General features: G+C 74.6%; 9 protein-coding genes. 5 read left to right on the forward strand and 4 right to left on the reverse strand.

Annotated elements, in window-relative coordinates:
• Positions 1 to 38: 38 nt before the first annotated feature.
• Positions 39 to 242: an MbtH family protein gene (locus ACQYWQ_RS24735; protein WP_164282069.1), complete on the forward strand. Its 204-nt coding sequence runs from the start codon at positions 39 to 41 to the stop codon at positions 240 to 242.
• A 69-nt stretch (positions 243 to 311) separates the two neighbouring features.
• Here the strand turns inward: ACQYWQ_RS24735 and ACQYWQ_RS24740 are convergent, their stop codons facing one another.
• The 4 genes from ACQYWQ_RS24740 to ACQYWQ_RS24755 form a co-directional block, all read right to left on the reverse strand.
• Positions 312 to 1,430: an iron-siderophore ABC transporter substrate-binding protein gene (locus ACQYWQ_RS24740; protein ID WP_431037571.1), complete on the reverse strand. Its 1,119-nt coding sequence runs from the start codon at positions 1,428 to 1,430 to the stop codon at positions 312 to 314.
• 56 nt (positions 1,431 to 1,486) lie between these two features.
• A complete protein-coding gene (locus ACQYWQ_RS24745; protein WP_431037574.1) occupies positions 1,487 to 3,382 on the reverse strand; it encodes an ABC transporter ATP-binding protein in 1,896 nt (631 codons plus the stop codon).
• The gene (locus ACQYWQ_RS24750; RefSeq protein WP_431039334.1) at positions 3,379 to 5,064 is read right to left on the reverse strand and encodes an ABC transporter ATP-binding protein; all 1,686 of its coding nucleotides are present in this window, start codon (positions 5,062 to 5,064) and stop codon (positions 3,379 to 3,381) included. Before ACQYWQ_RS24750 ends, ACQYWQ_RS24745 begins: the two co-directional genes overlap by 4 nt.
• Positions 5,065 to 6,066: 1,002 nt before the next feature.
• On the reverse strand, positions 6,067 to 6,639 hold the full coding sequence (locus ACQYWQ_RS24755) for a PadR family transcriptional regulator (RefSeq protein ID WP_431037575.1): 573 nt from the start codon (positions 6,637 to 6,639) through the stop codon (positions 6,067 to 6,069).
• Positions 6,640 to 8,241: 1,602 nt separating this feature from the next.
• Between ACQYWQ_RS24755 and ACQYWQ_RS24760 the strand changes: the two genes are divergently transcribed.
• The 4 genes from ACQYWQ_RS24760 (at position 8,242) to ACQYWQ_RS24775 (ending at position 24,080) form a co-directional block, all read left to right on the forward strand.
• Positions 8,242 to 8,514: an acyl carrier protein gene (locus ACQYWQ_RS24760; RefSeq protein ID WP_431037576.1), complete on the forward strand. Its 273-nt coding sequence runs from the start codon at positions 8,242 to 8,244 to the stop codon at positions 8,512 to 8,514.
• Complete coding sequence (locus tag ACQYWQ_RS24765) at positions 8,492 to 9,355, forward strand: thioesterase domain-containing protein (protein ID WP_431037577.1); 864 nt, start codon at positions 8,492 to 8,494, stop codon at positions 9,353 to 9,355. The genes ACQYWQ_RS24760 and ACQYWQ_RS24765 overlap by 23 nt, the downstream gene beginning before the upstream one ends.
• Before the next feature lie 481 nt (positions 9,356 to 9,836).
• Positions 9,837 to 16,388, forward strand: a complete 6,552-nt coding sequence (locus ACQYWQ_RS24770; protein WP_431037578.1) for an SDR family NAD(P)-dependent oxidoreductase — start codon at positions 9,837 to 9,839, stop codon at positions 16,386 to 16,388.
• A gap of 78 nt (positions 16,389 to 16,466) precedes the next feature.
• Positions 16,467 to 24,080: a beta-ketoacyl synthase N-terminal-like domain-containing protein gene (locus ACQYWQ_RS24775; protein WP_431037579.1), complete on the forward strand. Its 7,614-nt coding sequence runs from the start codon at positions 16,467 to 16,469 to the stop codon at positions 24,078 to 24,080.
• The last annotated feature ends 14 nt before the right edge of the window (positions 24,081 to 24,094 follow it).

Raw genomic sequence — 24,094 nt, forward strand, 5'->3', positions numbered from 1 at the left:
CCTCCGTACCCCGACCCACCAAGGAGCAGGCAAGCACCATGAGCAACCCCTTCGAGAACCCCGACGGCCAGTACTCCGTCCTCGTCAACGACGAGAACCAGCACAGCCTGTGGCCCGACTTCGTCGAGGTCCCCGCCGGCTGGCGCGTCGTCCACGGCCCGGCGCCGCGGCAGGAGTGCGCCGACTACATCGAGACGCACTGGACGGACATGCGCCCCAAGAGCCTCGTGGACGGCGACTGAGCGCGCGGCCGGACGGCACGACGAAGGGGGCGGACACCCGGTGTCCGCCCCCTTCGTCGTGCCCGCGCCTCAGGACGCGGGGTTCTCCACCTTCGTCGACGGCTTGCCGTCCACGGCGGCGGCGAGCTGCGGCACCAGGCGGTCCAGGACGTACGGGATGCTCAGGACCGTCGAGAGCGAGACCGCGTTGCCGTAGTCGCTCGTCTCCTTGACGAAGACCTCACGCCCCTGCTTCGCGACGTTCAGGTCCCCGTAGATCTTGTCGGCGTGCAGCTTCTTCACCGAGGACGTGGTGTCGGGCGCGATCCACAGCGCGGCGTCCTGGTCGAGCAGGTCGAGCCGCTCCTTGCTGATGTTGGCGCCGAACTCGTCCCCGATGACCTTGTCCAGGCCCTTCGGCAGCGTGAAGCCGAGATCGGCCAGGAGCCGCGAGCGGGGGTCCTGGCTGCCGAAGACGAACGTGCCCTCGTACGGGGTCGCCACGACCCCCGTCGCCCCCACGAACTCGGGGTGCTCCTTCTTCGCCGCCGCGAACGTGTCCTCGACGCCCGCCACGAGCTTCTTCGCCTCGGCCGGCTTGCCGAGCGCCTTCCCGATCTCCTCCGTCTGCTGCTGCCACGGCACGCCGTAGTCGTTGAACTCCTTGGGCTGCGCGACGACCGGCGCGAACTTCGACAGGCTCTCGTACTGCGCCTTCGTCAGCCCGCCGTAGACCGCGAGGACGAGGTCGGGCTTGAGCGCGGCGATGCGCTCCACCTGCGGCCCCGTACCGCTGTCCTTGAGGACGGTCGGCGCCTTGGCATCGCCGAGCTTGTCCTTCGCCCACGGCCCGATCGCGCCCTTGTAGCCCCCCAGCCACTCGGTCGTGCCGACCGGCACCTTGCCGAGGGCGAGGACGGCGTCCTGGTCGGTGAGCCCGACAGTGACGATCCGCTTCGGCTCCGACTTCACCGTCGTACTGCCGAACTTGTGCGAGAGCGTCACGGGGAAGGCGCCGCTCTCCGGGGCGGAGCCCTCCGTGTCGGCGGAGCCCTTCGTGTCGGCGGAGCCCTTCGTGTCGGCGGAGCCCTTCGTGTCGGCGGACGAGCCGGAGTCCGATGCGGAGCCGCAGGCGGCGGCCGTCGCCGTCAGCAGCACGGTGGAGGCGAGCAGGCCGGTCAGCCGGAGGGCTCTGGAGGCGCGGGACATCAGGTGATCCTTCTGTTCGTCGGTTCGGTAGGGGCCCCGAAGGCTCGGGGCGGCGATCAGTGGGGGGCTTCGGAAACCTCGGGACGGCCGGGGGAGGGGGAGGGGACGGGCGCGGAGCGGCCCTGCGCCGCGGGGGCACCGTCCTCCGTCGCGGTGCTGCCTTCGCCGGGGGAGCGGTTTTCTTCGCCGGGGGAGCGGCTCCCCGACCAGGCCCGCCACAGGTCCGCGTACCGCCCCCCGGCGGCGAGCAGTTCCGCGTGCGTGCCCTGCTCCACGATCCGCCCGGCGTCCATGACCACGACCCGGTCGGCCGCGGCCGCCTGGCCGAGCCGGTGCGCCACGACGAGCGCGGTACGGCCCGCGAGGGCCCGCTCGGCCGCCTCGTCCAGGAGCCGCGCGCCCGAACTCCCCGCCTCCGCCGTCGCCTCGTCGAGTACGACGAGCGGCGGGTCGGCCAGCAGCAGCCGGGCGAGCGCGAGGTGCTGGGCGCGGTCGGTCGTGAGCCGGTGCCCGCCCTCGCCCACGACCGTGTCCAGGCCGTCCGGCAGCCGCTCCACCCACTCCAGCGCCCCCACGGCGGCGAGCGCCGCGCGCACCTCCGCCTCGTCGGCACCGGGCCCGGCCAGGCGCAGGTCGTCGGCGAGCGTCCCCGCGAAGACGTGCACCTCCTGGGTCACGAGCCCCACCAGGCCCCCCGAGGCACCGGGCTCGGCGCCGCCGACGCGCACACGCCCCGACTCCGCGCGGTGCAGTCCGGCGACGAGCTTGGCGAGCGTCGTCTTGCCCGCGCCGCTCGTGCCGACGAGCGCGACGCGCTCCCCCGGCCGCACCTCCAGGTCCACGCCGTGCAGCACCGGCTGCCCCGGCACGTACGCGTGCGAGACCCCCGAGAGCAGCACGCCCGGCGGGCCCGCCACGGGCGGCGCGGCGTCCGTGGCGTCCTCCTCCGCCCGTACGTCGACCACGCCGACGAGGCGCGCGAGCCCGGCCGTCGCCGACTGCGCGTCGTCGAGGAGCACGAGCGCCGTGTTGACGGGCGTGAAGAGGCTGTGGAAGTAGAGCGCCGCCGCCGTCGCCGTACCGACCGACACCGCGTGGTCGCGCACCAGGAGGAAGCCGGTGAGGAGCACGGCGGCGAGCCCCAGGTACTCGGCGACGTGCAGCCTGCCGTAGAAGCGCAGCACGAGCCGCACCCCGCGCATCGTCAGGTCGACGGCGGCGCGCGAACGCGCGGTCACCCGCCGGTCGTGCTCCGCCTGGAGCCCGTACGCGCGCACCGTGCGCGCCCCGCCGATCGTGTCGAGCAACTGCTGCTGCTGGGCCCCCGTCACGATCCGCTCACGCGCGTACAGGGGCACGGCGTGGCGCACGTACCAGCGCGCCGTCCACGCCTGCACGGGCACGGCGACGAGCGCGGCCACGAGGAACCGCCAGTCCAGGAGCGCGAGCGCGCCGAGGGTCAGCACGATCGAGAGCCCCGACCTGGCCAGTTCGGGCAGCGCCGTGCGCACCGCCTCGGCCACCCGCGACACGTCACGCGTCACGCGCGCGCTGAGGTCGCCCGAACCCGCCCGCTCCACGCGGTCCAGCGGCAGCGAGAGCGCCCGCTCCACGAACAGCTCGCGCAGTCGCGCGAGCGCCGTCTCGCCGAGCCGCGACACGAGCGCCATGCCCCACGCCGTCGAAGCGCCCTGCACGAGCGCGATCCCGGCGAGCGCGAGCACGGGCCAGGTCAGCGCGCCGGGGGAGCGGCCCTGCGTCACGACATCGACGATCCGCCCCAGGAGCGGCTGCGTCAGGAGCCCCACCGCCGTCGCCAGGACGAGCACGGCGAAACCCCCGCACGCGAGGACCCGGTGCGGGCGCAGGAGTTCGCGCACGGCGGCGCGGGTGCGCGCGGGCGTGGCGGTCGGCAGGAGGTCCCTGCCGGTGCTCTCCTCGGTCGTCGTCATGCCCACACCGTCCCGCGATACGTCTCATGGGTCCGCGCCAGCTCCTCGTGCGTCCCCTCGGCCCCGACGCGGCCGCCGTCCAGGAACACGACGCGTTCCGTCACGGCGAGCAGCGCCGGGCTGTTCGTCACGACGACCGTCGTGCGGCCCCGCCGGAATCCGGCGAGCCCGCGCGCGATGCGCGCCTCCGTCGCCGCGTCCACGGCGGTCGTCGGGTCGTGCACGACGAGTACGGGCGGCTGAGCGCGCAAGGCCCGCGCGAGCAGGACGCGTTGCCGCTGCCCCCCGGACAGGGCACGCCCGCCCTCGCCGACGTCGGTCCGGGTGCCGTACGGGAGCGCCCCTGCCACCTCGTCGGCATCGGCCGCCGCCAGCGCGGCCGCGGTCGTCGCGTCGTCCAGGTCACCGCCCGCCGCGGCGACGTTCGCGGCGAGTGAGCCCTCGAACAGCGCCGCGTCGTGCCGCGCGACCAGCACCGCCCCGCGCAGCTCCGCCGGGTCGATACGGCTCAGCGGCACCCCGTCCAGCTCGACCGTGCCCGCCTCGGGATCGGCCTCTCTGCCCAGGCAATCGAGCAGGGCTTCGGCGTCGCGCGGATCGCTCACGGCGATCCCGGTCAACGACCCGGCGGGCACAAGGAGTTCCACTCCGTCGAGCCCGCGCAGCCGCACCCCGCGCAGCCGCAACTCCCCCCTGCCACCGGCCGGTACCGGCTCCTCGCCACCGGCGACCGCGGGCCCGGCACCGAGCACCTTGGCGATCCTGGCCGCCGAGGCCCGCCCCTGCGCCAGCTCGGCGTTCACCCACGCGAAGGTCTCCAGGGGCCCCACGAGGAACAGCGCGAGCCCCACCGCGGAGACCAGCTGCCCGAGCGTGAGCGAGCCGTCGAGCGCGAGGCGCCCGCCCACCCAGGCGATCAGCGCGAGGAAGCACCCGGTGAGCGCGAGGACGAGCCCCGACTGCCACGACTCGGCGCGCGCGGCCCGCAGCGTCGCGACGAGCGAGACCCTGCTGGTCCGGCGGTAGCGCTCCACGGCCGCCCCCTGCGCCCCGAGCCCGCGCAGCACTCGCAGCCCCCCGACCAGGTCGGCGGCCACGCCCGCGGCGGCCGCCGCCTGGTCCTGCTCGGCCTCGCTGCGCCGCTCAAGAGGCTTGCTCAGCAGGTGACCCACCCACAGCAGCACAGGGGTGCCGAGCAGCACGACGAGCCCGAGCGGTACGGAGATGAGGAGCAGCGCGACGGCGCTCACGGTGATCCCCGCGAGGGCCCAGATGCCATTCATGAGCGCCATCGTGACCGCGCCGACGCGCTTCGCGTCCTCGGTCGCCACGTTCGCCAGCTCCCCCGAGAGCCGGTCGCTCTCGGCGCCCCCGCGCGCGTCGAGCACCCGCCGCACGACGGCGAGCCGCAGGACGTGCCCCGCCTCCTCGGCGCTGCGCTCCCCGGCGAGCGCGCCGAGCCGGAAGCTCCACGACAGGCACACGTACACGACCGCGAGCACCACGAGCCACAGCACGAGCCGCCCGCCGTCCCGCCCCGCCACCGCCTGGTCGATGACGACCCCGATGAGCACGGGCGTCATCGCCTCGCCGAGCTGATGGACGCAGCCGAGCACAGCGGCGACGGAGACCCGCCGCCCCTGCCCTCTGACGGTGCTCCTCAGGACGTCCCGCCCCGCCACAGCCCCTGTTCCCACCGCTCCCCCTCCGAAGACGGTTCAACTTAGGGAAGCCTATTCTAAGTTCCACGGGGTGCGGGTACCCGGGGCCGCACCATCGGGGCCGGGGGAGAGCGCCGCGACGGCATCCGCCACCGCGCGCCGGATGCGCGGGAGCGCCCGGACCAGCGTCTCCCTGCCCTCGCGCGGCACCGGGCGCGCGACGCACGGCACGGCCTTCCGGCCCACGAGGCCGTGGCGTGCGGGTAGGAGCCCGGCCCGTGAGGGCGCGGGCCGGGAGGCCGCCGTGTCCATCCGGGAAGCGGGCCGCGCGGGCGGCGTGCGCGGTCCGGGGGCGGGTGCGCGGCCCGAGGACGCCGTGCGACGCTTCGCCCGGTGTCGTCGGTGAAGCGGGTGACGGTGTCCACGGGTCCCCGAACTCGCGCAGTACCTGCCGTGCCCCGGGGCCGAGGGCCCACGAGATCCCGCGGCGGTGCGTCGTGGCGACCGGGCGCGGCGGCCCGCCGTGCCACGGTCCGCCGTGCGGCAGTGTGGGCGCCGTCGCGGCGGGCGGTGGGACGGCCCGCACCAGACCCGGACTCCAGCGGCGCCCCGTACAGGTGCCACGAGCCGTGCGTCACAAGCTCCTTCGTCCGGGGCGCCGCTGGGGCCCGGCGAGTGCGCACGGCACCGCGCGGCCGACCCGTCGCCCGGGTCCCGGCAGGAAGCCGGGCACGTGACGGTGTGGTGTCCCGGGCCACCCGGCCGGGAAGCGGCCCGTTCGTACGTCCCGGCGTCCCTCACCGGTGGCCGTGCGCCGCCGGGGACCGCTCCGCGACGTGGGCCGCCGCGTCCGCGGGCCTGCGGTGTGCCCCGGTCGCGGGGGAGTCGCGGGTGCGGGGGAGTCGCGGGTGCGGGGGAGTCGTGGTGCGGGCCGTCCGTTGCCGGGGCGGTACGGGCCGACAGTGCGAGGAGCCGCCGGGCGGCGCGCGCACGCGCCGTCGCAGTGAGCGGACGGCGCGCGGGTCAGGCGCCTCCTCCTTGCCCTTCCAGGGCCGGGGCGGGCGCCTCGGCGGCCGTCGGCCCCGCGGTGTCGAGCAGCTCCGGCAGGTCGTCCATCCAGGCCAGCACCGCCTCCTCGTAGCGCTGGCCGAAGGCGAGGGTGGCGCGCAGATGGGCGTCGCCGTCGGGGAGGGCGAGGCGGGCGCGGTAGTCGTCGCGGCGCTTCTGGTGGATGGTGCGGTGGCCCTCGACGAAGCGCATCAGCGTCCGCTTGTCGAGATGGCCGCCGAAGACGATGGAGAGGAGCAGCGGGTAACGGATCTGTTCCGTGCCCGGCGGCTGCACTATCCACTCGGCGAACGCCTCGCGCCCCGCGTCCGAGAGGTGGTAGCGGACGCGCGTACGGGGACCCGCGTCGCCGCCGGTGATGAGCCCGCGATGCGCCAGGGCGGTCAGCTCGCGGTACACCTGGCTGCGCGTCAGCGTCCAGAAGGCGCCGACCGTCTTCTCGGCGACGGCCAGCAGCTCGTAGCCGCTCGCCTCACCGCCGTGCAGCAGGCCGAGGATGGTGGCGGCGGTGGAGTTGAGGTTGTGCATTCCGGGTCTCCCTTGACACTCCTCAGTGGACGGTGCAATCTGGCGAGCGGCGATGGTCCACTGTGGTTGGTCCACTGTGGCATGTCCAACGGGGCTGGGGAAGTCTCGACTTGGGTGAGGGCGGGGGCCGGGGGTGGGGCGTGTGGAGAGGTACGGCGGGTTATCGGCCGCCCGGCCGCGTGACACCTGTGGTGCGCGGCGCGCGAGCGGAGCGAACTGTACGGCCGGAGTGAACTCTACGGCCGGACACGGGTGTTGTTCCGGGGCGGGTCCGCGCGGCCGGTCGTGTCGGCCGCTCCGGCGGGGAGCGGGCCACGGCCCGCCTCCGCGGCGGCCCGGTCGATGGGGCCTGCCGTACCGGCCGCCGTCCGGGAAGGTGCCCGGCCTCACGGGGAGAGGGCGCCGCGGGAGAGGGCGCCGCACCTCGCCGGGTGGCGACGCCGCGCGCAGGGGTGCCGGGGCGATGACGCCCCGCTCCGCGAGGCGATGGCGCCGCGCGAGAGGGTGCCTCGCCTCACGGGCGACGACCCCGTAGGCGGGCGTTCCGGGCGACGTGTTCCTCCCGTGCCGGATGTCCTCTCACCGCCCGGCGCTTCGGCGCGGTGGGATTTGCGTTCGCGGTGAAACTCTGCCGTGTTTATCAGGCGAGTGATCTTTCAGTCGTGATTACCGGCGGGTGCCGATCGGGGGGTGCTTTTCGCGCGAGCAAATCCAGAGGCGTTCGCGCCCTGAAATCTGCGCTCCGGTTTCTTGGGTCTTTTGCGGTGAGACCTTTTTCCGGGGGGCGGATTGTTTCCGCCGAGTGAATTGGCATATGCCTGCTCATTCGGGTTCCCTCGTCGTTGGTGCGCTGTTTCTTGATGCCCCGGTGACGGCGGGCTGTTTCCGTGATAAACCCATGCCCTTTTCCGTCTGGATTCCGTGCCGACGGTTTCCCGTTCGACCCGTGACGGCGGACGGATGCGCGGGCGGGTGGTGTGCACCCGGAGGCCCGGCCTCGGTGCGATCCCGTCGTTTCCGCTGCTCATCGGCTCCGGTCACCGGCTCTGGTCACCGGCGCTAGTCCCCGGCTCCGATCACCGGCTCCGGCCCCCGGCGTGACCCCTCATGGTCCCTCGTGGCCCCGTGGACCGCGCATCCCGCTGCCCTTCCCCTCCTCCGCTGCGCGTGGTTTCCCGGAATCCCGGATTCCGTAATCGCGCCTGCCGCCCTCCGTTGTAAACATGAACTTTCGAACAAGAGAAAGGCGGGGTGTTCGCCTCTGGGAGGCGGGCGGTCTCGCCGTGCGCGCGGGTCTGCTCTCTCGCGAGAACCGGACACGCGGTGGCCGAAAAATGCTTCGTGCCGCGTAGATCCTTTGGACACTTAAACTTAACGTGGCGCCCGCTGGTGGTCACTGGATTCGGTTGTAATATCCTCGTGTTGCCACCGGGTAGGGGTCCCCCTACTCGGCCGGCCGATTATTTCCCGGCAGGTGGAGAGCCTTATTCGCCTGGCCGTCCTGTGCCATTTCGCGGTTCTCCGGCACGTTGACGCGACGACGCGTACGTGATGCCGGATCGTCAGTTCCGGAACCAGCCCCGTTTACCGGAAGGAATCATCATGCCCGCAGTGAGCCAGCCTGAGGCGCAGCAGTGGCTGATCGAGAAGATCGCGCATCGCCTCGGCACCGAGCCTGCCGGGGTCTCGCCCGAGATGTACTTCGACGAGATGGACCTGGACTCCACCGAGGCGCTGATCCTCGCCGGGGAGATCGAGAGCTGGCTGGGCTTCGAGCTGAGCACCACCACTCTCTGGTACCACCCGACCGTCAAGGACCTGGCCGCCCACCTCGCCGAGGAGAGTGACAACCATGCGGCGGCCGGGAAAGCCTGAACAGCCCGTCGTCCACCGCCTCAAGGCGGCGGCCGATGGCCGGCACACGGTGTACCTGGTGCATCCGGGGGCGCTGGACGCCTCCGTGCACCACGCCCTGGCCGACGCCCTCCCCGAAGGGACCGGGCTCACCGTGCTCGACCTGGCGGGCGTCGCCGAGTACTGGCAGGCGGCCCTGACCGGGGGTCACGCCGACACCACTCTCGACGCGCTCGCCGCCTCCCTGATGACGGCGGTGCGTGTCGGCTGCGGTGACGGCCGCTACCTGCTCGCCGGCTGGTCCTTCGGCGGGGTGGTCGCGCACGCCATGACGGCCCTCGCGGGCCCGGGGCGCCTGCCGTCCCGGCTGGTGCTCCTGGACAGCATCGCCCCCGTCGACGCCTTCAAGCAGGAGGACGACGCGCTGGAGCCCGCGCTCCTGCTCGGCTGGTTCGCCATGTACCTCGGGGCGAAACGCGGCAGGCCGCTGCCGGTCGAGGAGGAGCGTCTTGCGGGCCTGGGGACGGAGGACGGGCTGAAGGTGCTGCTGGAGGCGGCGATCGCCGCCGAGGTGCTGCTGCCCTCCACCCCGCTCCCCGGCCTGCGCAAGCTCTACGACACCTACGTCGACGGGCTGCTGCGCAACAACCGCCTGACGCTGCCTCACCGGCCGACGCCCTCGCCGGTGCCCGTGGTGCTCGTACGAGCGGCGCGGGGACTCCTCCCCGACGGCGGCGCGATGGGCTGGGAGTCCCTCGCCCCGTACGGCCTCGACGTACGGCAGTGTCCCGGCGACCACTACACGATGCTGTCGCGCGCCGACGCGGCGACCACCGTGGCCTCGCTCCTCATCGACCCCTGAACCCGGACCCCTGACCCCGGACCTCTGAACCCGGACCCCTGAACCCGGACCCCTGACCCCGGAACCGTGAACCTGGACCACCGACCCGGACCACCGGGCCACCGGACCCGGAACCGGGAACCCGGACCACTGCTGCCGGAACCCACCCGGATCGGCGCGGACCCCCCGCCGGTCCCCGGCCCCTCCCGCCTGCCCCGACCGCCCCGACCGCTCCGTCCCCGCCTTCCCGCCGTCCCGTGACATCCCCCCACCGGGCCGGCCGGACCCGAGGCCGACGGAGCCCGCGCGACCCGGCGGCCTCGCCGTCCCTCGCGCCCCCCTTGACGTGTCACCCCGCACGACCCGCCCCGCGCCGCCCGCACGACCCGCGGTCACCGGGACCACCCGTCCCACGGGCCCGCCTCCAGCACCTCCATGCCCTTCCTCCACCCGTTGAGGCTGGGCCATGTCTTCCTGTCCCGACTCCTGGAAGAGCCTCGCTGTGAACGCTCAGGATGCCGACCTCGACCGCCGCCTCGCCCGCGACCCCATCGCGATCGTCGGCCTGTCCGCCCTCTACCCCCAGTCCCGTGACCTCCGCGAGTTCTGGGGCAATGTCGCCGCGGCGGCCGACTGCCTCACCGACGTGCCCCGCACGCACTGGGACACCGAGGAGTTCTACGACCCCGACCCCACGGTGCCGGACAAGACGTACGCCAAGAGAGGCGGGTTCATCCCCGACACCCCCTTCAACCCCCTGGAGTTCGGGCTGCCGCCCAACACCCTGGAGGTCACCGACGTCCTGCAACTGCTGAGCCTCGTCGTCGCCCGCGACCTGCTCAAGGACGCCGGAGCCGAACAGCCCTGGTACGACGCCTCGCGCACCGGCGTCGTCCTCGGCATCACCGGCGCCAACCAGCTGACCCAGCCCCTCACCGCGCGCCTCCAGACCCCCGTGCTCAAGGAGGTGGTGCGCAGCTGCGGCCTCACCGAACGCGACGCCGAGGAGATCGCCGCCAAGTTCCGCATGGCGTACGCGCCGTGGGAGGAGAACAGCTTCCCCGGGATGCTCGGCAACGTCGTCGCAGGCCGGATCGCCAACCGGATGGACCTCGGCGGCATCAACATGACCGTCGACGCGGCCTGCGCCAGCTCGCTCGGTGCGGTCAAGTCGGCCGTCAGCGAACTCCTGGAGCGGCGCGCCGACACGATGCTGGTGGGCGGCTGCGACGCCGAGAACACCATCTTCATGTACCTGTGCTTCAGCAAGACCCCGGCGCTCTCCAAGACGGGCCGTATCCGCCCCTTCGACGACGACGCCGACGGCACCCTCATCGGCGAGGGCATCGGCATGCTGGCGCTGCGCCGCCTCTCCGACGCCGAACGGGACGGCAACCGCGTCTACGCGGTGCTGCGCGGCATCGGCGCCTCCTCGGACGGCCGCTTCAAGTCCATCTACGCGCCTCGCAAGGAGGGGCAGGTCCTCGCCCTGGAACGGGCCTACCGCGACGCCGACTGCTCGCCCGCCGACGTGGAGCTGTTCGAGGCGCACGGCACGGGCACGGCCGTGGGCGACGCCACCGAGCTGTCCTCGCTGGCCGCCGTCGTCAACGGCGCCACCGACGAGCGGCAGTACGCGGCGGTCGGCAGCGTCAAATCGCAGATCGGGCACACCAAGGCCGCGGCGGGCGCCGCGGGCCTGATCAAGCTGGCGCTGGCCCTGCACCACAAGGTGCTGCCGCCCACCATCAACGTCGACAGGCCCAACACCGCCGTCGACTTCGAGAACGGCCCCTTCTACGTCAACTCCCGCCTGCGCCCCTGGATCAGGACGCCCCGCCGCCCCCACCGCCGCGCCGCGGTGTCGTCCTTCGGCTTCGGCGGCACCAACTTCCACGTGGTCCTTGAGGAGTACGGGCAGGGCGAGGACCTCAAGGTCATGTTCCCCGTCGCCCGCGTGCACCTGTGGCACGCCCCCGACACCGCGGCCCTGCTGAGTGCCCTGGAGTCCGGCGCCGCTCCCCAGGACGGACCCGCACCCGGGCACCACGCGCGGGTGGCCTTCGCCGCACGCGGCGACGAGGACGCGGCGGCGCTGCGCGAGCTGGCCGTCCGCGAGCTGCGCAAGCGGCCCGCCGAAAGCGCCTGGTCCCACCCCAAGGGCGTGCACTTCCGCCGGGCCGCCGCCGACGCCGAGGAGATCGGCCGCGTCGGTGCCCTCTTCGCCGGGCAGGGCAGCCAGTACGTCGAGCCGGGCCTGACCGCCGTCCTCGCGCTCCCGCCGCTGCGCGCCGCCTTCGACGCGGCCAACCGGCCCTTCGCCGGTGAACTCCCGCTCTCCGCCGTCGCGTTCCCGCCGCCCGTCTTCGACGACGCCGCGCGCGCCGCCCAGGAGACCGCACTGCGCGCCACCCGGTACGCCCAGCCCGCCATCGGGGCGCTCGCCGCCGGACAGTTCCGCTACCTCGCGGGACTCGGCTTCGACCCGGCCGGCTGCCTCGGCCACAGCTTCGGCGAGCTGACCGCTCTGTGGGCGGCCGGGGCCCTGGACGACGAGGCGTACTACGCCCTCGCCCGCGCCCGCGGCGCGGCGATGGCCCCGCCCGCGGAAGGAACGGGCGACGCCGGGGCGATGGCCGCGGTCAGCGCGCCCGAGGAGCGGGTGGCCCAGCTGCTCGCCGCCCTCCCCGACGGCACCGACCTGCGCGTGTGCAACCGCAACGCCCCTGACCAGATCGTCGTCGGGGGCGCCACCGCCGCCGTCGAGCAGCTGGTCACCGCGGCGAAGGCCGCCGGGGTCAAGGCCGCCCGGCTGCCCGTCTCGGCCGCCTTCCACACCCCCTACGTCAGCCACGCCGTGGAGACCTTCCGCGCCGACATCGACGCCGCGGGGGTGGGCGCGCCCCGCCGCACCGTGTACGCCAACACGCGCGGCGCCTCCTACGGGGACGACACCGCCGCCAACGCCCGCGTCCTCGCCGAACAGCTCATCAACCCGGTCGACTTCGCGGCGCGGGTCGAGGAGATGTACGCGGCGGGGTACCGCACCTTCGTGGAGTTCGGCCCGAAGGGCGTCCTGACGCAGCTGGTGCGCCGCGTCCTGAAGGACCGGCCGCACACCGCGGTGGCCACCGACGCGGGCCCCGGCCGGGACGCGGACGTGGCGCTGAAGCAGACCGTCGCCCGCCTCGCCGTCCTCGGCCTGCCGCTGCGCACGGCGGACGACTACGTCGCGCCGCCCGTGGAGCGCCAGCCCGCCAAGGGCATGTCGATCCTGCTCAACGGCATCAACTACGTCTCCCCGCAGCGCAAGGCCGCCTACCAGGACGTGCTGGAGAACGGCTACCGGGTGCCGTACGTGGTGACAGGAGGAGCCGGGGGGCCGCAGGAAGGACCCGCCGCCGCTCCGTCGCTCCCGCCCGCCACGACGCCGCTCGCGCCGGTCGCCGCGGCCTCCTCCGCACCGTCCGCGCCGGTGGGTGCCGCTCCCTCCGTGACCGGCGGCCCCTCCGCTCCCCCCGCCCCCTCCCGCGGCCCGGGGGCGCCCGCCCCGGTGGGCGTGACCGTCGGGTCCGCTCCCGGTGGCACCACCGCACCCGGTGCCGCCACCGGCACCGCCCTCGCCGTACGGCCGGACGAGGAAGCGAGGAGCGGTGTCGTCGCCACCGTCCCCGCGGCGTCGCCCGCCCCCGCGGCCGACCTCGCCGCCCTTCCCGCCGCCCGTGCCGCCGAGTCGCTCGCGACCACCGCGCAGGCACCCCTCGCCCAGGAGGCCACATCCGTGGACAACGACCACCTGGCCGGCGTCATCGCCGACCACCTGGCGCTGCACGACGAGTACCTGAGCGGACAGCTGGACAGTGCCCAGCGTCTCGCCGCTCTGCTGGAACGCGCCTACGAGCAGGGGCAACTGCCGCAGGTGCTGACCGGGGTGACCGCCGTGAAGGAGCACAGCCTCGCCATCGGCCGCACCCACCTGCACGCCCACGAGATCCTGAGCCGCCTCGCCACGCTGGAGAAGGGTGCGACCCCCGCCGCCGCACCTTCCGTTCCGGCCGCCGCCCCGGCCCTCCCCGCGGCGCTGGCCCCCGCCCCCGCCGCACCGCTGACGGCGCCGCAGCCGGTGGCGGTACCGCAGCCGGTGGCGGTTCCCGCCGCCGTGACGACCACGGCGGCGCCCGCGCCGGCGGCCCCGGCACCGACGGCGGTGCCGCACCGGACCGGCGGCCCGGCCTCCACCCCGGCGGCCCCGGCACCGACCGCCCCTGCCCCTGCCCCTGCCCCTTCTCCCGCTCCTGCTGGTCCGACTGCTGGTGAGGTGGCTGGGGCTCTGCTTGAGGTGGTGGCGGGTAAGACGGGTTATCCGGCGGAGATGCTGGAGTTGGGGATGGATGTGGAGGCTGATCTGGGGATCGACTCCATCAAGCGGGTGGAGATCATGGGGGTGTTGCACGAGCGGTTCGCTGCTGGTGCTCCGGCCGCTGGTCCCGAGCAGCTGGGCGAGCTGCGGACGTTGCAGGACATCGTCTCGTTCATCTCCGGCGCCGAGGCCGCCCCCGCCGAGGCCGCCCCCGCCACCCAGGCCGCCCCCGCGCCGACCACGGACGCGCCCGCGTCCCCGGCCCCCGCCACCCCCGAGCCGCCCCGAATAGGCCGCGCCCAGGCCGCCCTCGTCACCCTCCCCGCCCCGGACGAACTCCTCGCCGCCTACCCCGAGTCGTCGGCCGCCCTCCTGGTGGACGACGGGGGTGAGCTGGCCCCCGCGCTCGCCGCGCGCTTGCAGGGCCAGGGATGGAAGGTGCACGTCCTGCGCCTGCCCGGCGTCCCGCAGCGCGTGGACGGCGCCGTCGACCACGCCCTGACCGGCTGGGGCGTCACCGAACTCGCCGCCCGTACCGGGGAGATCGTCACCGAGGGCGTCAGCCTGGTCCTGGACCTGTGCACCAAGGAACCTGCCGACTGGGGCGAGGCGGTCCGCCGCCTCGCGCACACCCTGCTCACCGCCAAGCACCTGGTGGAGCCGCTGACCGCGGGCGCCGCGACCGGCCGTACCGCCTACACGACCGTCACCCGGCTCGACGGCGCCTTCGGCGTCACGGGCGTCGACGAGGCCCGTACCCCCCTCGGCGGGGTCGCGGGACTGGTCAAGACCCTCGCCGTGGAAGCGCCCCGCGTGTTCTGCCGGGCCGTCGACCTGGCCCCGCAACTCGACGCGGACACCGCCGCCGACCTGGTACTCGCCGAGACACGCGACGCCGCCACCACCCCCGTCCAGACCGGACACGACGGCACCCGCCGCGTCACGCTGAGCCTCGGCGCGCGCGCACCGCACCCCGCCGGGGCCGAGGCGCACCCCGTCGGCCCGCAGGACCTGCTGGTCGTCACCGGAGGCGCGCGCGGCATCACCGCCGTCTGCGTCGCCGAACTCGCCCGGCGCCACCGGACCGGCCTGCTCCTGCTCGGCCGCACCCCCCTCGTGGACGAACCCGCCTGGGCGCAGGGCGTGCACGACGCCGCCGCCCTGAAGGCCGCCGCCGTCGCCGACCTGAAGGCGGCCGGGGAGAAGCCCACCCCCAAGCGCGTCGAGGACGCCTACCGGGCCGTCACCGGCTGCCGGGAGATCCGCGAGACCCTGGAGGGGCTGCGCGCCGCGGGCTCCGAGGCCCACTACCTGGCCGTCGACATCACCGACCCGCAGGCCGTCGCCGCCGCCCTCGCCCCCTACCGGGACCGCGTCACCGGCCTCGTGCACGGCGCGGGCGTCCTCGCGGACCAGCTCGTCGCGCAGAAGAAGGCCAGCGAGATCGACCGGGTCTTCGCGCCGAAGCTCACCGGGCTGCGCGCGGTGACCGCCGCCCTCGACGAGGACACCCTGCGCCACGTCGTGCTGTTCTCCTCCGTCGCCGGCTTCTTCGGCAACCGGGGCCAGTCCGACTACGCGATGGCCAACGAGACCCTCAACACCTGGGCGTCCGCGTTCAAGCGCCGTCACCCCCGCGCCCGCGTCACCTCGCTCAACTGGGGCGCCTGGGACAGCGGCATGGTGTCCCCGCAGATCAAGGCCGTGTTCGCCGAACGCGGCATCGCCCTCATCCCGCGGGAACTCGGCGCCGAGCTGTTCGCCGACCAGTTCGCCGCCGAGCACGCCGACGACGTCGTCACCGTCCTCGGCCCCACCACCCCCCTGTCCGAGCCGGACACCGCGCCCGCGGCACCCGTCACCGTCCGCCGCGCCCTCGCGCCGCTGACCGGCGAGGCCGTCATCGGCGACCACGTCATCGGGGAAGCGCCCGTACTGCCCGCCGCGCTCGCCCTGGGCCTGGCGGTCGGCCTCACCGAACGCGTCACCGGCCAGGAGGTCCGCACCGTCAAGGACTTCGCGGTCCACAAGGGCATCGTCTTCGACGGCACCGAGCCCGCCGCCCTCGACGTGACCCTCACCCCCGCGCCGCAGGGCGAGGGCACGGTGACGGCCGCCCTGCGCTCCCAGCGCGTCGAGGGCGCACCCCGCTCGCACTACGCCGCCGTCCTGGACACCACCCCCGTGCCGCGGCCCGCGCCCCTGACCGGACTGCCGGCCCTCGGCGGCGGTACGGCGGCCGACGGCCTCTACCGGGACGGCACCCTCTTCCACGGCCCGTCCCTGCGCGGCCTGCGACGCGTCCTCGCCGACGAGGAGTCGCGCCTCGTACTGGAGTGCTCCCTGCCCGAACCGCCCTTCGGGGACGGGGCGTTCAGCGGTCAGCGCTACGCGCCCGGCGCCGCGGACCTGCTGCTCCAGGCCGCCCTCGTGTGGGTGCGGCGCTTCCGCGGCGCTGCCGGGCTGCCGCTCTCGGTGGCCCGCGCCGCCCTGCACCACGCACTGCCCGACGGCGACACGTTCCTCGTCGTGGTGGAGCCCGTCGCGGCCCCCACCGGCGGCCCGGCCCGCCTCACCGTCACCGCCTGCACCCCCGACGGCACGGTCCTCACCGTCTGGGACGAGGTGTCCGTGATCTCGGCGCCGCAGCTCACGGCCAAGTTCGCCGGCCGACCGGCCACCGAAACCGCCTGACGACCCGACCCGGTCGGCCCGCCCACGGCGCCCCCGCCCGCCCGGCGGGCCGACCGTCCACGAAGGGACCCCGCTCGCATGAGCAAGTACGCCATCGTCGGCCTGTCCTGCCTCTTCCCCGGCGCCCACACCCCCGAGCAGTTCTGGGAGAACCTGCGCGACGGCCGCGACTGCCGCCACGAGGGCGGGGCGGAGGTCTTCACCGACGAGCCCGCCGAAGCCGACCTCGACCCCCGCCACCGCCTCCACTGCCGCCGCGGCGGCTTCATCACCGACTTCGTCTTCGACCCCACCGGCTACCACGTGGACGCGGACACCCTCGGCGCCCTCGACCGCATCCACCACTGGTCGCTGTACGCGGCGCGCGAGGCGCTGCGCGACAGCGGCCACCTGGACGACCCCGCCACCCGGCGGCGCACCGCCCTCGTCCTCGGCAACTACTCCTTCCCCACCCCCACCTCCGCAGCGCTCAGCGTCTCGCTCGCCCAGGAAGCCGTCCTGGAGGGCCTGCGCCGCTCCGGCGCCCCCGCACTCGCGGGCCTGCCCGACGGCCGGCCGCTCGTCGACCCGGCCCTGCTGCGCGAGGAGAACCTGCGGGTCAGCGGCTCCCCGGCCGCCGTCACCGCCACCGCCCTGGACCTCGGCGGACCCCGCTACACCCTCGACGCGGCCTGCTCGTCGGCCCTGTACGCCCTCAAACTCGCCTGCGCGCACCTCGCCTCGGGGCAGGCCGACATGGTCCTGGCCGGTGGGGTGTGCGCCCCCGACCCGACCCTCATCCACCTGTCGTTCGGCGACCTCCACGCCTACCCCGAGGACGGCTTCAGCCAGCCCTTCGACAACCGTTCGGGCGGCATCCTCACCGGGCAGGGCGCCGGGATGGTCGCCGTCAAACGCCTCGCCGACGCCATCCGTGACGGGGACCGCGTGCACGCCGTCATCGACGGCATCGGCCTCAGCAACGACGGCAGCGGCCGCCACCTCCTGGTCCCGCAGGGCGACGGCCAGCTCGACTGCTACGCACTCGCCTACGCGGAAGCCGGAGTGGACCCGGCGGCCGTCGACTACCTGGAGTGCCACGCCACCGGCACCCCCCTCGGGGACACCACCGAGGCCGAATCCGTCGCCACGTTCTTCGGCGGACACGGCAAGGTGCCGCTGCTGGGCTCCGTCAAGGGCAACATCGGCCACCTGCTGACCGTCGCGGGGCTCAGCAGCCTGCTCAAGGTCATCCTCGCCATCGACAAGGGCCGCATCCCCGCCACCATCGGTGTGGAGCACCCCGTGACGAGCGCCGACGGACAGGTCGGCCCCGACCGCCTCGTGCGTGAACTGAGGCCCTGGCCGACGGAACCCGGCCCGCTGCGCGCCGCCGTGTCCGCCTTCGGCTTCGGCGGCACCAACGCCCACGTCGTCCTCTCCGCACCCGAGGCCGCCGACATCACCCCGGTGGAGAGCCCCGACGTCGTACCGCTGCCCGCGCTCGACATCATCGGCCTCGGCGCGCACTTCGGGGAGTTCGGCGACGTGGACGCCGTCGAGCGGGCCGTGTACGAGGGTGCCGACACGCTCCGGCCGCTCCCGCCGCGCCGCTGGCGGGGCCTGGAGCAGACCACCGGTGGCACCCTCGCCGCCGCGGGGCTCGCGGGTGCCGACGCGCCCGCCGGGGGGTACGTCGACGGGGTCGACATCGACCCGGTCGACCAGAAGATCCCCCCGTCCGACCTGCGCACCTACAACCTCCAGCACGCCCTGGCCACGGAGGTCGCCGACGAGGCGCTCCGCGACGCCGGGTACAGCCGCGCCGTGCCGCCGGGCGCGGGCGCGCCGCCCGGCCGCCGGATCGGCGTGATCGTCGCGATGGAGCTGGAGCCCTACACGAGCGCCCGCCTCACCCGCCACACCGTGGGCACCTTCCTGCGCGCCCAGTGCGAGGCCGCGGGCGTCGAGATCGACGGCAAGGTGCTCGCGGCGCTCAGCGAGGTCGCCCGGGACGCGGTGGTGCCGCCGATCGTCGCCAACGAGGTCCTGAGCTACATCGGCAACGTCATGGCCAGCCGGATCTCCTCGCTGTGGAACCTCACCGGCCCGTCCTTCACCGTCTCCGCCGAGGGCGCAGGCACCGCCGAGGCACTCCAGGCGGCGCGGCTGCTGCTCCTCGACGAAGGTCTTGAGGCCGTCCTGGTCGGCGCGGTCGACCTCACCGGCAGCGCCGAACACGCCCTGCTGCGCCCGGACGCCGTCGGCGAGGCCGGACTCGCCTTCGCCGACGGCCCCCACGGCCCGCGCCTGGGGGACGGCGCCGGAGCCGTCGTCCTCACCCGCTCCGGCTCCCGGCACGGCCGCCGCGTCCACGCCCGCCTCGACGCCCTCGCCACCGGCGCCGCCCCCGCCCGCGAGGGACAGCGCCCCGGCCCCGACGCCGCCGCCCTCGCCGCCACCGCCCGAACCGCCCTCGCCGAGGCGGGCATCGGGGCCGAGGCGGTCGGCTACGTCGAGGCGCACGCCGACGGCCTGCTCCCCGACGACCTCGCCGAAGTCACCGCCCTGGGCGAGGTGTACCGGGCGACGGGCGGGGCGGAGGTGGCCGAGCACGAGCGGCGCACCACCGCCCTGGGCTCGGCCGCCGCCCAGTTCGGCTCGACGGGCAGCGCCTCCGGCATGGCCGGGCTGCTGCGTACCGTCCTGTCCCTGCGCCACGGCTACCTGCCGGGCACCACCGGCTGGAACGCCCCCGCGCCCGCGTTCGCCGAAGCACTCGAACCGTCCGCCCTCTACGTCCCCGACCGGTCCAGGCCGTGGCTGCGGGCGCGGGCGGGGGAGCGGCGGCACGCGGCCGTCAGCATCCTCGGCGCGCACGGCGCCCACGCCCATCTCGTGCTCTCCGGCGACGCCACAGCGGGCAGCACCGACGCCACCGCCTTCGCCCGCGCCCGCGGCCCCGTCCTGCTCGCGCTCTCCGCAGGCACCACCGGTGAACTGCTCGCCGCCGTGGACGCGCACGCCACCGCCCTGCGCGAAGGCGCCGACCCGCTGGTCCTCGCCCGCGCGGCGGCCCGCGCCCTGCCCGGGCGCCCCGTGCGCGTCGTCCTCACCGGACGGGACCGCGAGGAGCTGCTGCGGCAGGCCGAGGCGGCCGCGCGGGACCTGCCCGGGGTGTTCGCCTCGGGCGGCGAGTGGGCCACCCCGGCCGGTTCGTACGCCACCGCCCGCCCCCTCGGCCCCGACGGCAAGGTCGCCCTCGTCTACCCGGGCGCCTTCAACTCCTACCCGGGGCTCGGCCAGGACCTCTTCCGCGCCTTCCCCGGGCTGCTGGAGCACTTCGAGGCGCAGGCCGAGGAACCGGCGCGGCAGCTGCGCGCCTCGCTGCTCTACCCGCGGACCCTGCGCACGCCGGGGCGGCGGGAGCTGATGCGGCTGGAGGACACGCTGGCACAGGACGTGCCGTTCATGCTCGCCACCGGCACTTCCTTCGCCATCCTCTACACCCACCTCGTACGGCAGGTGCTGGGGATCACCGCGCACGGCGGCTTCGGCTACAGCCTGGGCGAGTCCAGCATGTTGTTCGCCACCGGCGGGTGGAGCGCCGAGGGCCGCCGCGACGACCTCATCAGCGACACGCCCGTCTTCAAGGACCGTCTCGTGGGCCGCCGCCGCACGGTCCGGGAGCTGTGGGACGTACCGGAGGAGACGCCCGACAAGGACCTGTGGGCCTCGCACGTGCTGCTCACCGGCAGGGACCGCGCCGAGAAGGCCCTCGCCTCCTACGACCGGGTCTTCCTCACCCACGTCAACACTCCGGGGGAACTGGTCGTCGCGGGGGACCCGGCCCAGTGCCGGGCGCTCATCGCCGAACTGGGCTGCCAGGCGGCGCGTTCGCCCGTCAGCGTCGTCATGCACTGCCCGGTGGTGGACGCCGACGTGGACGCGCTCGCCGGGCTCAACGACTACCCGACCGGCTCCCTCGGCGGCCTGGAGCTGCTGTCGGCCTACGACTACCAGGAGCTGCCCGGCCTGGAGCGGCGAAGGGTGGCCCGGCGCATCGCCCACACCCTGCGCTCGCCCATCGACTTCCCCCGCCTCGTGCACACCGCCTACGAGCGCGGCTACCGCTACTTCCTGGAGGTCGGCCCCGGCGCCACCTGCACCCGCTGGGTGAAGGACACCCTCGGCGAACTGCCGCACGCCGCCGTGTGCGTGGACCGGCGCGGCGCTTCGGCGGCGGGAGCGGTGGCCCGGCTCGTCGCCCCACTCGTCGGCAACGGCCTGCCGGTGGACCTGGCGGCGCTGCTCGGCGGCCCGGACGAGACCCCGGCGAGCGCCACCACCCGCCCCCGCCCGCGCTTCCGGGTGGGCGGCGGCGACCCGGTGCCGGAGCAAGTGGCGGCGGGAGCCCGGACGGTCCTGGCCTCGACCGCCGCCACGGGGACCGCCACCACGGGGACCGCCGCATCCCACGGGGCGGGCACCACCGCCGACCTCGTGGGCGGACGCCCGTACTCGGTGGCGGCCACGGTCTCCGCCGGCTCCGCTACCGCCACGACGGTCGTGTCCGGCGGCGCCACCGCCCTGGCCGCCTCCCCGCCCCTCGCGGCCCCCGCCGGACCCCCGGCACCCGTGCCGAACACCGCCGTACCCGCCGCCACCTCGCCCGCCGCCGCACCCGAGAGCCCGTCCGAGAGCGCACCCGAGAGCCCACCCGAGAGCGCATCCGCCACCGCATCCGAGGAGCCCGACCCCATGCCCGCCGACCCGACTGTCGCGGACCCCGAGGTCATCCAGTTCGACGGGGACCCGATCGCCTTCCTGCCCTGGGCCCCGCCCGGCGAGCAGCCCCCGGCCCCCACAGGTCCGGCCGCTCCCGAGGCCCCGGCCGCCCCCGCGGCCGATCAGGGCCGCCCCGCCGGGCACCCGGCGGCCGATACCGTACGGGAACTGCGCCACCAGATCCTCGCCACGCACGCCGTGGTGATGGAGACCCAGCGCATCCTCCAGGACGCCACCCTCACCCGCGCCGAATCCCTCCTCGACACCACGACAGGCCCGGCCCCGGCCCCCGCGCCCGCGCGGCCGCTCGGGCCCGTGCCCGCCCCCGCCCCGGCCCTCCCGAGTGCCGAGGAGACCGCGCCGACCCCGGCCCCCGCACCGCACCTGCCCCTCCCGCCCGGCCCCTCCGCGGGCGACCGGCCCGCGACCACCGGTCCCGCCGGGCCGACAGGCAGCTCCGCGAGCCCCGAGCCGCCCGCCACCGCCGCGAGCACCCCTCCCGGGCAGCTCCACCGCCCCGCCGCCACCCCCGGCGTCATCTGGGACGAGGCCGCGCTCCTGGAGTTCGCCACCGGGAAGGTCGCGCACGTCTTCGGCCCCGAGTTCGCCGCCGTGGACTCCTACGCCAAGCGCGTACGGCTGCCCGCGCCCCCGTACCACTTCGCCACCCGCGTCACCCGGCTGGAGGCCACCCCCGGCACGCTCGGCCCGGCCCGCATCACCACCGAGTACGACATCCCGCACGACGCCTGGTACCTCGTGGACGGGGCCGCCCCGCCCGCCGTCACCGTCGAGGCCGGCCAGTGCGACCTGCTCCTCGTCAGCTACCTCGGCATCGACTTCCGCAACAAGGGCGAGCGGGTCTACCGGCTCCTCGACTCCTCGCTCATCTTCAAGGGCCCGCTGCCGCTGGCCGGACAGACGCTGCGCTACGAGATCTCCATCGACCGCTTCGTCCACAACGGCGACACCACCCTGTTCTTCTTCAGTTACGACTGCTTCGCCGACGACCGCCTGATCCTCCAACTGCGGGACGCCTGCGCCGGTTTCTTCACGCAGGAGGAGCTGGACGCCTCCCTCGGCGTCGTCATCAGCGACCGCGACCGCGCCGAACGCGCCGCCCTCGCCCCCGGCTACTTCAAGCCCCTGGCCCGTACCGACGTCACGCACCTGAGCGGCGACGACCTCGAACTGCTCGCCCAGGGCCGCCCCGGAGACGTCTTCGGCCCCGAACACGCCCAGGACGAGGGCCTCAACCCGGCGCTGCGCCTGCCCGGCCCGATGCTGCGCATGGTCGACGAGGTCACCATCGACCGGCTCGGCGGGCCGAGGGGCCTCGGCAAGCTCACCGCCGTCAAGCGCCTCACCCCCGACGCCTGGTACTTCGCCTGCCACTTCCCCGACGACCCGGTCCTCGCCGGCTCCCTCGTCGCCGAGGGCGCGGTGCAGCTCCTCCAGATCGAACTGCTCTACCTGGGGATGCACCTGACGCTGCCCGACGCCCGCTTCCAGACCGTCACCGACGAGCGCATCGACGTGCAGGTGCGCGGCCAGATCACCCCCGAGCACCGCGAGATCCGCTACGAGGTGGAGATCACCGACATCACGCTCCTGCCGCGCCCCACGGTGCGGGCCGACATCATCGTCCACCTCGGCGACAAGCAGGCCATCCGGATGCGCAACCTGGGCCTCCAGGTACGCGAGAAGGACGGCGCCCCCTACCGCCCGGAGACCGGCGGGGTGCCCGTCTTCCTCGGGCGCCGCAACCGCGCGGGCGAACCCGCCATGATCAACGAGCTGCACCTGGCGCACGCCGCGAAGGGCCTGCTCGACGTGGCGATGGGACCCGAGTTCGAGGTCTACCGCGACAGCCGCGCCCCCTACATCCCCAACGGCGACTTCCGGTTCGTCGACCGCGTCATGTCCCTCAAGGGCACCCGCGGCGACCTCACGCCCGGCGCGGAGATGGTCACCGAGTACGACTCGCCGGACGACGCCTGGTACTACCGCCAGAACTCCCACCCGCACATGCCGAACTGCGTCTACATGGAGTCCTCGCTCCAGGCGGCGATCTTCCTCGGCTACTACCTCGGCGCCACCCTCAAGGACCCCGCCCAGGAGTACTCCATCCGCAATCTCGACGGCCGCGCCACCCTCGTGCGCGACATCGACCTGCGCGGCAAGACCATCCGCCACCACTCCACGCTGCTGATGACCTCCGCCGTCTCCGGCGCCGTCCTCCAGAACTTCTCCTACGAACTCTCCGCCGACGGCGAGGTGTTCTACACCGGGGAATCCCTCTTCGGGTACTTCTCCGAGGCCGCCCTCGCCAACCAGGTGGGCCTGGACAACGGCGGCTGGACGGCGCCTTGGATCGAACAGGAGCAGCCCGCGGCCGATCGCGTGCGCCAGATCGAACTCACCCCCGACGCACCCTGGTTCACCGACCCCGACGGCGGCCACCTGCACCTGCCGGGGGACCACTTCGACCTCGTGGACCACATCGACCTGGTGGCGGGCGGCGGGCGCTTCGGCCACGGCTACCTGCACGGCAGGCGCGCTGTGCGGCCCGACGAGTGGTACTTCTCCTGCCACTTCCACCGCGACCCCGTGATGCCCGGCTCCCTCGGCGTGGAGGCGGTCCTCCAGGCGCTGCGCCTGTTCGTGCTGGAAGGGGACCTCGCGGCCGGCATCGAAGCGCCGCGCTTCGCGATGGCCACCGGCGTGGAGATGGGCTGGAAGTACCGCGGCCAGATCCTGCGCGACGACCGCGAACTGCGCTTCGACGTCCACGTCAAGGAGGTGCGCCGCGAGGCGGACCGGCTCCTGGTGATCGCCGACGCCGAACTGTGGAAGCCGGGCCTGCGCATCTACCAGCTCACCGACGCGGCCATCGAGGTCCGCTCTGCCACCGACCCCGCCTGACCAGCCGAGGAGCC

This window comes from Streptomyces sp. P6-2-1 (assembly GCF_050613165.1).
GTDB lineage: Bacteria > Actinomycetota > Actinomycetes > Streptomycetales > Streptomycetaceae > Streptomyces.